At 28.9% G+C, this 11111-nt stretch carries 12 protein-coding genes and 3 pseudogenes; 10 read left to right on the top strand and 5 right to left on the bottom strand.

The annotated features are described in order from the left end of the window. Positions 1-54 precede the first annotated feature (54 nt). The gene (locus tag KPL38_RS15695; RefSeq protein ID WP_216290107.1) at positions 55-1035 is read left to right on the top strand and encodes a transposase; all 981 of its coding nucleotides are present in this window, start codon (positions 55-57) and stop codon (positions 1033-1035) included. Between the two features lie 28 nt (positions 1036-1063). After that, positions 1064-1222 (top strand): hypothetical protein, encoded by a 159-nt coding sequence (locus tag KPL38_RS15690; protein ID WP_216290106.1) that lies wholly within the window; start codon positions 1064-1066, stop codon positions 1220-1222. Between the two features lie 184 nt (positions 1223-1406). Here the strand turns inward: KPL38_RS15690 and KPL38_RS15685 are convergent, their stop codons facing one another. Continuing rightward, positions 1407-2201, bottom strand: a complete 795-nt coding sequence (locus KPL38_RS15685; RefSeq protein WP_216290105.1) for a hypothetical protein — start codon at positions 2199-2201, stop codon at positions 1407-1409. A gap of 195 nt (positions 2202-2396) precedes the next feature. Beyond that, complete coding sequence (locus KPL38_RS15680; RefSeq protein WP_216290104.1) at positions 2397-3491, bottom strand: plasmid pRiA4b ORF-3 family protein; 1095 nt, start codon at positions 3489-3491, stop codon at positions 2397-2399. A gap of 447 nt (positions 3492-3938) precedes the next feature. Here KPL38_RS15680 and KPL38_RS15675 point away from each other — a divergent pair. From KPL38_RS15675 to KPL38_RS15660, 4 genes and pseudogenes are all read left to right on the top strand, one after another. Then, positions 3939-5243: pseudogene (locus KPL38_RS15675) on the top strand (ATP-binding protein). Between the two features lie 645 nt (positions 5244-5888). Continuing rightward, positions 5889-6290, top strand: coding sequence for a CHC2 zinc finger domain-containing protein (locus KPL38_RS15670; RefSeq protein WP_216290103.1), 402 nt, complete (start codon positions 5889-5891; stop codon positions 6288-6290). Positions 6291-6486: 196 nt separating this feature from the next. After that, positions 6487-6834: a hypothetical protein gene (locus tag KPL38_RS15665; RefSeq protein WP_216290102.1), complete on the top strand. Its 348-nt coding sequence runs from the start codon at positions 6487-6489 to the stop codon at positions 6832-6834. A 117-nt stretch (positions 6835-6951) separates the two neighbouring features. Then, positions 6952-7842 carry a hypothetical protein gene (locus tag KPL38_RS15660; RefSeq protein WP_216290101.1) on the top strand — a complete coding sequence of 297 codons (891 nt, stop codon included), beginning with the start codon at positions 6952-6954 and terminating at the stop codon, positions 7840-7842. A 238-nt stretch (positions 7843-8080) separates the two neighbouring features. Here KPL38_RS15660 and KPL38_RS15655 read toward each other — a convergent pair whose 3' ends face one another. Together KPL38_RS15655 and KPL38_RS15650 are read right to left on the bottom strand one after the other, a co-directional pair. Further along, entirely contained in the window at positions 8081-8383 is a 303-nt protein-coding gene (locus tag KPL38_RS15655) for a type II toxin-antitoxin system RelE/ParE family toxin (RefSeq protein WP_216290100.1), read from the bottom strand. After that, entirely contained in the window at positions 8349-8714 is a 366-nt protein-coding gene (locus KPL38_RS15650) for a type II toxin-antitoxin system prevent-host-death family antitoxin (protein ID WP_216290099.1), read from the bottom strand. The genes KPL38_RS15655 and KPL38_RS15650 overlap by 35 nt, the downstream gene beginning before the upstream one ends. A 142-nt stretch (positions 8715-8856) precedes the next feature. Between KPL38_RS15650 and KPL38_RS20390 the strand changes: the two are divergent. The 3 genes and pseudogenes from KPL38_RS20390 to KPL38_RS15635 all read left to right on the top strand — a co-directional run. Beyond that, positions 8857-8979 (top strand): annotated as a pseudogene (locus tag KPL38_RS20390) (Tn3 family transposase); the annotation flags it as partial. A 37-nt stretch (positions 8980-9016) separates the two neighbouring features. Further along, positions 9017-9400, top strand: a complete 384-nt coding sequence (locus KPL38_RS15640) for a hypothetical protein (RefSeq protein WP_216290098.1) — start codon at positions 9017-9019, stop codon at positions 9398-9400. 15 nt (positions 9401-9415) lie between these two features. Continuing rightward, positions 9416-9682 carry a hypothetical protein gene (locus tag KPL38_RS15635; RefSeq protein ID WP_216290097.1) on the top strand — a complete coding sequence of 89 codons (267 nt, stop codon included), beginning with the start codon at positions 9416-9418 and terminating at the stop codon, positions 9680-9682. 374 nt (positions 9683-10056) lie between these two features. On the opposite strand, the gene KPL38_RS15630 is transcribed toward KPL38_RS15635, so the two are convergent. Continuing rightward, positions 10057-10626, bottom strand: coding sequence for a hypothetical protein (locus tag KPL38_RS15630; RefSeq protein ID WP_216290096.1), 570 nt, complete (start codon positions 10624-10626; stop codon positions 10057-10059). Between the two features lie 204 nt (positions 10627-10830). On the opposite strand from KPL38_RS15630, the pseudogene KPL38_RS20385 reads away from it, so the two are divergent. Further along, positions 10831-10972, top strand: a pseudogene (locus KPL38_RS20385) (IS4 family transposase); the annotation flags it as partial. Positions 10973-11111 lie beyond the last annotated feature (139 nt).

The raw sequence follows: 11111 nt of genomic DNA, 5'->3' as shown, positions 1-11111 counted from the left end.
ATGATTTAATCATCTCATATTTCTCTTGAATTTTCCACCTAATTTTCATCTAAAATGTTATCTAAAATGTTATCCACAGCGGTTTCCGCAAGCTGTTTCCTATATAATAAAGAAATTATATGGTTAATAAACGGTATACAACCCAAATACAGAGTGATCGCTGATTTTAGAAAAGACAATGTAGATGCTCTTACAAATGTTTTTAACTCTTTCATTGATTTTTGTATTAACCTCGGATTATATGGTAAAGAACTTATAGCGATAGATGGAACAAAAATTGAAGCATCTGCCTCAAAAAGAAAACATTATAGTAAAAATAAAATTACAAAAATGAAAGAACTAATTCAAAAAAGAATAAATGAATATATGCATGACCTTGAAAAGAGTGACTTAATGGATGAAACAGAAGACACGAAATTTGAAAAAGAAAAAATTCAACAAGCAATAAAAATTCTTGAGACTAAATTAAATGAGTATACTGAGTTTAAAAAAATATTAGAGGAAAATGAAATTAATGAATTGAATATTACAGATCCAGATGCTAAAACAGTTAAGTTTGGAGCACATCAAGGAACTGATGTTGGATATAATATTCAAGCAGCAGTAGATTCAAAGAATAAATTGATAGCTGCTTTTGGAGTAACCAACAACTCAGCAGATCAAGGTGAATTATATAATACAGCAATTATAGCAATGGAGAAATTCAATGTTGAAAGTATTGAAGCTGTAGCAGACAAAGGATATTTTGAAGTAGCAGATTTAAAAAAATGCGAAGAAAATGGTATCACTTGCTATGTTTCTAAGCCTAGATATTCTAATAGCACTGGAGATTCTATTTATTTTAATGATAAATTTATATATAATCCACAAGACAATACTTATATATGCCCAGAAGGTCAGACATTATTGTGCATAACTAAGAAAAAAGATGTGAAAGAAAGGAAGTATACTAATAGTAAGGCTTGTGGTGACTGTACATGTAAGGAAAAATGCACAACATCTAAAATAGGAAGAATATTAACAAGAAATTATTGAGCATGTATTTGGAACATTAAAAAGAGGTATGAATTTCGACTATTTACTTTTAAGAGGATTCAAAAATGTCATAGGTGAAGTCAGTATAGCTTTCTTTAGCTACAATTTGAAAAGAGTCATAAATATCCTAGGAGTTGGAAATTTCCTAGGATATTTAGTTGATGATAATATTATGAAAGAAGCCTAATATAGGTGTTTTTTTTGCTTTGTATAAAAAAAATTTGTTGTAATAAAAAATTAACATTCTATTTTATCTGTGAATTATATTTAAAATCTAATTATCGCACAGCCTGCCGGTGGTCATGAACAATTTGTGATAATAAATTGTTTTGCTAATATTCGTTCCACTCCACGAAATTAATAAAACTCTTTTAATTGTTTATAGCCGTTATCAATAATTTAGGAATTCCACCAGTAGGCGTGACCTCATTAATCCAAATATTAAATTCATCCTGACCAAACATTATCCCTTGATAATTTACAAATAGATTTTTTATAAATGGATTACTAATTGCTGCTTTGTATTTTGGATAGAAAACTTGATCATAATTCTTGATAAAATAATCTTTATTTTCTATTTTTATAACTTTACCATTTATTTTAGCATTTATAGGATATTTTATTTGCTCAGCCAATCGCTGCTTATCCCCTTTTATTACATAATTTCTAATTTGATTGGCAAACTTCTCAACATCTTTGTCACTTTTAGTATTCAAAGCCACAGCATATCTTTTTCCATATACATCTACCACAATGTTACTTTTAAGTGTTAATTTAAATGGATAACTAGTTTTATTATCAGCACTTACCCATTTTCCCTCAATTTTATCAACTGTTTTCATTGTTTCCATAAATATTCCAGTATTTTTACCTGCCGCATCATATTCATATAGAACAATATCTTTTTCATCCGACTTTCCTTTTACTTTAATTTCCCTCTGTTGCTTTTCATAAAAATATGTCCCGACTATCTCCTTGTCTTGCTTATAAATGCTCATTTGAATTTTAATATTATTATTTATAGTTCCGTTATAATCATAATATCCTTTTCTAAATAAACTTTTAGTAATATCCATATTTTCAAGCAAACTAGAATACGCTTTACTATTAGTATCTTTAGCCTCTGTAGCACTTTGAACTTTATTTATTGTGTTTGCTGATTTCATCTGTTCTTGTTTACTATTGCTTTGAGTATTATTAACTGTAGGTTTTACACTTTAACACCCGGTCATTATAGTGCTTAGCATAATAATTAGTATTATGTTCCTCACATTAATCCCTCCTTGTGTACTATTTATATTATTTTTCTTATTATAACGTAATACAATATTTTCCACCTTATAATCTTCCTTGCTATTTATCTACCTTCTCAAAACATATTTTAACTGTCTATTTACAGAAACTAAATCAAAGTCCTTATACCCTTGACCCTGAGCCCAGTTCTGCATGTTTACATATTCAGCTTCATTAGGGTTCGCAATAATTTTTAGGAATTCTTTATATCCATAAGCACCTCCAACATCTTCTGGTGGTGCATTACCTTCACCCATTAAGCAAATTGGATAGTTTTTATTGTACTCTGTATTAATGTTCCGTATAGTAATTTCATGCTCCCAGTTGTCACCATAGTCATAACAATAAACTATTCGATATTGCTGATTAATATAATTTGAAAGAGTAACCTGCGAATCTAAGAGTATTTGGCATTCATTCATTGATTCATAAACTTCTTCAGATTCACTAACAATATTTAAGACACATTTACCTGACTCATCAAAAATATTAAATTGGTGCAAATGATAGTCCTCCCAATCAAAAGCGATTTGAAGCATTTCATGAAGCTGATTAAATGTAATATCTATAGGAGCGATAACCCTTCTCCATATAACTTCGGGATATAATTTAAGCTTGACCATTAACTCAACTGCCTCACATCTATAAATTTCTTCACTAGCAAGTATTTTAAGATCCTTACTTAAAAATTCATATGGATTGCCATAACCAGATTCCTTGCTAATCTTTATCATATCATTATTCATTATTCTGGTTGCTAAAGTTTGAAAAAGTTCACTTAAATCTAAATCATCTTCAACCCATTTTATCAGCTTACAAGCTTTGTTGAGCCGTGCCACATATTTGGGACCTCTTGTCTTAGAATAAACTAATTCTCCCGCACTTTCTAAATACCTCTCTATTATTTCTTCCTTAATCTTTTCATCTCTTAAACAACTTTTAATTCCGAAAATGAGTAACTCATTCAAATTTTTGAAGTTCTTTGCTTTCATCCCATAGAGAACAAATCCAAATCGATTGCTATCGTTTACCATTACAATTGTCTTTCTTCTATTCACAGTAATCAAATGTACGCTCCAGCAAAATAAATCTTCCTCTCCTGTTTCATTTTGAAGCACAATTCCCATCTCATCTTGCAGTTTCTTTGTACAACATATTTGCATTTTATCACACCTTCCTCATCCTCAACATCTATATCTAAATTATTTTAAGCATTTTATCCACAATGTTATGATAAAACAATATACTTGTCAACAAATTAACTATTAACCTTCATTAGATAAATTAAAATAAATTACTATACTCTACTTAGTTTAAAATTAAATATATGTATATATTAAAAGGAAATTCATTTTACAACAAGTCATTTCAAAATATGTTATGCAATTTACTCATTTATAGTATAATTAATATAATTTTAAAAATCCTACTTATTAAATATCTTTCTTATTTTATCGGCAATTGTCTCCACTTTTTATAAGCGAGGCAAATTTGCTAATATTGAGTGCGGAAAGGAAGAATAATTAAGTGAATAAGAAAATAACATTAATCTCAGTAATATTTTTACGAAATAAAATAAGATAATTATAAAGAATAGAAGGAGCTGTTTTATGTATAAAGAAATTTCAGGATTGATCTTATATAATGATTTGGGAGATAACTGCATTTTAAGTAATTTAGCAGATATCATTGAGGATTATAACTCAAAGAGTTACACTAATGAAAAGATTGTAGCCCGTATTTATAGGGAAATTAAACGTATTTTGGATCTAGCGACAAACTATGGGTTTGATAAAAATATATGGCACAATTATTTAGTTTTTCTGCTCATCACCAACGAAAATTCTTTTAGTATTACATGTGAAAAAGTAGGAGAAAGTGATGGAACGGTGAATCACTTCGCAAAAAATGATTTTAAAATATTCAAGAACCTCTTCGATTATGATTTTTCGCATATTGAACAGGATTTAGGTATAGATTGTTTTACGACTATTTCTAATTATAAAGCTATTGTAAAAAAAGAAAGAATGTATAATAAAAATGTTGGTGAGAAAGTTCAATATATCAGTAGTTGCATTGAAAATGCAAAAGACGAGGAAGAAGTATTTTGTATTATAACAGGATTCTATAAAGATTTTGGTGTTGGAATGTTTGGACTGAATAAAGCATTTCGCGTTGGCCACACAAATGGAAAGTTAGAATTTTATCCAATTAGAAATATGGATGAGATCATATTAGATGATTTAGTGGAGTATAAATTCCAAAAGGAAGAACTTGTTGAGAATACTTAAGCATTTGTAGAAGGAAGAACAGCCAATAATGTTTTACTGTATGGAGATAGTGGTACTGGAAAATCTGCAAGCATAAAAGCAATCCTTAATCAATATTATAACCGTGGTTTGCGAATGATTGAAATCTACAAGCATCAATTTCAGGATTTATCAGCTATAAATGCTCACATTAAAAATAGAAATTATAAATATATCATTTATATGGATGACTTATCTTTTGAGGAATTTGAAATAGAGTACAAATTTTTGAAAGCTGTAATTGAAGGTGGAGTAGAAGTTAAACCAGATAATGTATTAATATATGCTACATCTAATCGAAGACACTTAATTTGCGAAACGTGGACTGATCGAAATGATATTGAAGAAAGAGGTGACGTCCATTCTAATGATACTATGGAGGAAAAATTATCGTTGGCAAGTCGATTTGGTGTTACTATTGCTTATTACAATCCTAGCCGAGTAGAATATCATGAAATTGTAAAAAGACTGGCTAAGAAGCACAAAAATATTACACTTTCTGAAAAGGAATTATGTGAAGAAGCAAATAGGTGGGAAATGCAACATGGAGGTGCCTCAGGAAGGACAGCACAACAATTTATTAATTGGTTGGCAGGGAAAATTTAAAATGGAAAAACCCCTGCATTTAGTAATATTTATTATTAATTAAAAATAACTTAAATTAAAATAACTTACTATACTCTACTTAGTTTAAAATTAAATATACGAATATATTAAAAGGGAATTCATTTATTGAATTCCCTTTTTGTTGTTAAAAATTAGCTTGCAACGAAAATTTACTACTAATTACCGTTCCATTACAATTCATTTTAATTTATTACCCCCTCTTGTAATTCACACAACCCCCTAAGATATCTACCTTGAAACATAAATATATATATATTACAAAAAAACAAAATAACCTTATTAATATAAGTACAAAATTGTCTTTATAAATAATTTTTGTACTTTAAAACTTTACAATAGTGAATACCCCCCTATGATAAATTTGTAATTCATTAAGTGGATTAATGATAAAGCCTTATAAATCAATGAACTAAGCTAATTACACATCTCATATTTATTTACAATATTACTATTTTTAAAAATTTTTAGTAATAATTTAATGATTTTACTGCAAAACTCCAGCACAAGGTGATATATGTTTACTGAAAGTGTAATGTATTCACAATTCTTGTTAGTTTTCAGGAATTTATCTTAAATATGATGCTTAGTAATCTAAGCCGTACAAAAGTAATTAGGGTGCTTTTTATGAGAAGGAAAATTACAGAAAGATGTATTAGCGATATACAGGATCATTTAAAAGATTATGTAATGGAACATAGCAGCAAAAATAAAAGTAGAAAATTTACCTGTTTTAATAAAAGTGCACATAATAATAAGGATGACGATCCAAGTGCAGGCATTGTTCCAGGAAGCCGAGGAAGGTATTGGAACTGCTTTAGTTGTGGAGCTAAAGGTGATATATTAACTGCCGCACAATATAACGAGGGTATAGATGGCTTTCATAATAGTATGAAATTTTTAAGTGCGAAATACAATATTAATATTGAAATGGAAGACCCTCAGCCTTCTACAAAACGTGACATTAAGCCAAAACAAAATTCTAATTATAAAAAGGAGACTACAGCTAATTATTATTATGAGGATTAACTTGGAAATATATTATATAAGATTTGTAGACGAGAGTGGATGGATAAAGTGAGCACTTAGCAGCTTTAAAACTTTTTATATAGGAAGGATAGAGGACCTTCAATATATAAGATATATTATTTCAACTAAAACCCGTGAAATAAGGAAAGGTGTTACCTTCAGTGGTTTTCATAGAGTTAATAATCAGTGGTGCTTCGTGACTGAGCATGGTGCTTTAAATTTCGAGGGTAAGGCCACGTTAGATATAGCTATGCAAAATCAATATGCAGAGCTTAATACTAACATTCTAAAGAATGATGTTATAACAAAAGAAGAACTTTTAGAAGTTGCACCATATTTATTTAAATTTAGTATACTCAAAAATACTGCAGCCATATTAGGTTATGTATGTGGTTTGTTTCTGAAAGAAAAGCTTAAACGGAGTAAAATTAAATATAACCATCTTTTAATAGAAGGTGAAAGTAGCAGTGGTAAAAGTAGTGCTGTAAAATATATTATTACACCTATATTGTGCATGGAAAATGGAATATTAAATGCTGCGTAGTGTACAGACTTTGCCTTAAATAAAACCGCCAGCAGTAGTAATTTTGTACCTCTTATTTTTGAAGAGTACAAGCCTCCCATAATAGGTAAGTTTAAAGTGGATTTAATATCAGGGGTTATGAGAAATTCCTATGATAACTACAAAGGAATAAAAGGGGTAACCACCTTAGATAAAAATAGAAATTTTACTCCAAGAGCTTCAGTTATTTTATCCGGAGAGGTAGGCATAGAGGAAACGGCTAATGTAGGAAGGAGCCTTAGAGTTATATTTGCGACTTCCTATTTTGATGAACAAACCAAAGAAAGTCTAGAAAAATTAAAGGGAAATTCTATTTTACTTAATAAACTTGGAGCAAGTCTTTTGAAGGAGGCCTTAAAAATGGACGAGGATAAAATCAAACAAATCCATAGCTCGATTTTTGAAAAAGCCATTAGTAATAATATTAAAAATGACAGAGCTAAAAACTCCATAGCTAACTGTATGATTGGTATAGCTTTACTTAAGAGGGTATTTAATGATTTAGATTTGGACATGCAAGAGTGCACAGGTTTTACCATGAAAGAAATTATTTCCTCAATAGAAACAGGGGCTTATGAGGACTTGTTAGATGGAGGAACATCGAATAAAACAGTTATAGAACAAAATTTCGAAACTATGAATCGTATGGCAGCTAATAATGAGCTTTTAAGAAATATTGACTATGATACAGTGCTGGATTTAGATGGCGATTTTGTGCTTCGCCTTAATTATACATGCTTTTACGATAGGTTTGTAAAATACTGTAGAGAACATAATGTGACTCATGAGGTGTTGCCACTTAGTAGTTTCAAAAAACAATTAAGTAATATGCAGTACTGTAAATGCTACAATAAGCCTGTTAATTTTTCAGTGAGACAAGAAAATCCAAAGAATAAAAAGACTTTTAGGTGTGCAGTGGTTTATATTAATAAACTTCGAGAGAAAAATGTTGATATAGATTTTATTGCAGATGATAATATGGTAGATTGAATATCATAATGAGTAAGGCGATGATTGGATATCATCGCCTTGCTCTATAAATATTTTCTATTATAGCTTTCTTTAAATCATGCTCTAAAAACTTTTCCGGCAAATTTAACTTCTATGGTCTTTAATTAAAAAATACCATAGAAGTTAATCTACAGTATTTTATATTGTTCTTTCTCATAGTAGTTAGTTTTTAACATATAAGTTCTATTTTTACGAAAAAGACAAAGATTTTTTCAACTTAAATGTATTCCTGATAATTTTCATTTTGACTATAAATATCTCTCATTTTAATTATATTACTATTTGATATTCTATATATTAAAACATATTCATCAAAGAATTTAAATTTATAATTAAGCATTTGTAATCTTTTTTCATTAGGATTACTTGAACTATTTGCATATATTGTAATTGTCTCAATTGCATTAATATAAGATTTTAAAAATCTTGCCATTCTCGCAGTACTTATGCATTCTAAATCATCAAATATTTTATTTATTTTTTTATTATAATGAGGACTGTAAGTTATTGTGTTCTGCATTTAGTAATCTCTCTTTCATCTGTTTTATAAAATCCTCATGTTTAATAACTGGTGCTTCATTTTCGTTTTCTGAAATTTCTGACTCAAGCAAACTTCCGTAAATTTCTTCTAGCGCAATTAATTTTTTTTCTACATTTACTAATCTAGATACTTCTCTCCTTAATTGCTCTAGTTCTTTTTGATGATTGTCAAATTCAGATATACTCAATAAAACCATACTTCCTTTACCGTTTTTCGTAAGGATAACAGGTTTGTTTTTTGTTAAACAAATATTAGATACCTCTGGAAATTTGTTTCGCAAATCGCTAACTGGTAAAATATCATATAACATAATAAAACTCCTCTCTTATTATTGTTAATAATATTATATCATAATTCTATCAAAATTATAATGTTATTTTATCATGATTTTATTATTTCAATTGATTTTATTACCATATATATTTTTTTATAAAATTTGAAATAATAAACAGGAACAACAAATATGGAGTGAATGCAGTCGCTTATTAGCAAATTGCATCATTTATTATAATGCTAGCATATTATCTAATATGTTAGACTACAGAAAAATTAAAGGAAAATTCTATTTTACTTAATAAACTTGGAGCAAGTCTTTTAAAGGAGGCCTTAAAAATGGACGAGGATAAAATCAAACAAATCCATAGCGCGATTTTTGAAAAAGCCATTAGTAATAATATTAAAAATGACAGAGTTAAAAACTCCATAGCTAACTGTATGATTGGGATAGCTTTACTTAAGAGGGTATTTAATGATTTAGATTTGAACATGCAAGAGTGCACAGGTTTTACCATGAAAGAAATTATTTCCTCAATAGAAACAGGGGCTTATGAGGACTTGTTAGATGGAGGAACATCGAATAAAACAGTTATAGAACAAAATTTCGAAACTATGAATCGTATGGCAGCTAATAATGAGCTTTATAGCAATATCGACTATGATGCAGTGCTGAATTTAGACGGAGATTTCGTGCTTCGCCTTAATTATACATGCTTTTAGCAAACAGATAAAATATTGTCAAGAAATGAATTAAAAAACTATTATCAATTAATTGAAAATAAAATAAATCTGTATATCAATAGTGTAACAGATAATCTGCTCCTTACTAAACCTGAGAACTGTGAGTGGACAAGGTTTACATTGATTCTCGCACAACATAGGTATTTACATAACCATATGGGAATAATCATGGGATTTATTATTATCGGAACAGGATTATGGCCTAAAGTTATAGGCTTAGAAGATGATATTCCAACAGGTGATTATAGTTTATATTTTTAATAATACTGTAACGTATTTTCTTTTATGTCGACACAAATACCACCATATCATTAGATGTGGGGGTTTAGTATATAAATATGTTAATATCTATAAATGCCGTGAAATGGACTTTCCACGACATTTGTGTTTTCCTATACCTAATATATAAAATGCTTTTTATAAAGTACGTTAAAATCTGTTTTCACAGCTTTTTACTTTTGTGTATCATTAGTATATATAGCGATGCTAAAGTTTATTTAAGAATATACGTTAAAACAAACAGTCATAGGTTCGGTTTTTACCATTGAATATTTAGTAATAGGAATAGGAATAGTTGAGAGCTTAGAGTATATTTTCCCCTAAAAGATGCCCCCGCGCCTATAATTTAAAATTGCTTATTTATTGCTTTGTAAATTCTCCAATTCCATTTGAAATTTTTGGTATATTTTATCAGACTGCACTTGAGTAATTACTTTACTTTTAACTAATGAGCTTAATCCATTAATTACATTACTATTATCTGTTGTCTCAATTTGGTTTGTTGAATTTGTTGTGCCTGTTCCTGTTGTTCCTGGTGTTCCTGTGCCTGTTCCTGCTGTTCCTGTTGTTCCTGTTGCTCCTGGTGTTCCTGTTTTTTTGGGTGTTCCTGTTGTTCCTGTATTAGTCGTTGTTCCATTACCACTATTTGTGACTGAACCTTGTGACATATTCTTTGTTATTGCTGTAAGTACTTTTTTTGATTGGGTATTTGTTATTGTATTAGCCGTAACTAGTTTTTTAAGAGTATTAGAATAAAGTGTTTTGATTGTGTCTGTTGATATCGATTGGTTAGATTTATTAGTTTGGTTAGTTCTATTAGTATTATTCATTGGCGTTTTCGTAGAGTTTGTCATACCACAGCCAGTAAATACTAAAATAGTCATACTAACACTAATTAATATTAAAGAAATTTTTGTATTTTTCATTTTTTAGCCATCCTTCATGTATATTTTTTTATTACTTAATTATGATTAGGATAAATGTATGGAAATATACTTTAAATGAAAAAATAAATTTCCAAGGCATCCCTCATAACTTATACTTATTTCTTAATGGTTATAACGCTTCTGCTATTGCAGTATTTATTATGTTTACTTATGATTAACTTCAAAGGATAAAGTAAACGTAATATACTAATATTTGATGATTATTTCTATAGTAGAACAAGGATCAAATCGGTAGAATTATTAGCAAAAGTGGTTGAACATGTAGAATATAAATACAGGCTTTAGAATGCTTACTGTAGGATGGTCTGATGGAAATACCTTTCTTTTTTAGCATTTATATTAATATGATATATGAGTGTACTCGGAAAACAATAATTAACAATTCCATATTTGAGGAACAAAAGTATTTATTTGGATGTAATACTATAAGTGAAATAATAGCAGGTATGACAAAAAGGCTTTTT

This window comes from Clostridium psychrophilum, from assembly GCF_018861705.1.
GTDB classification, from domain to species: domain Bacteria; phylum Bacillota; class Clostridia; order Clostridiales; family Clostridiaceae; genus Clostridium_AD; species Clostridium_AD psychrophilum.
This window is presented reverse-complemented; position numbering and strand designations above follow the sequence as displayed.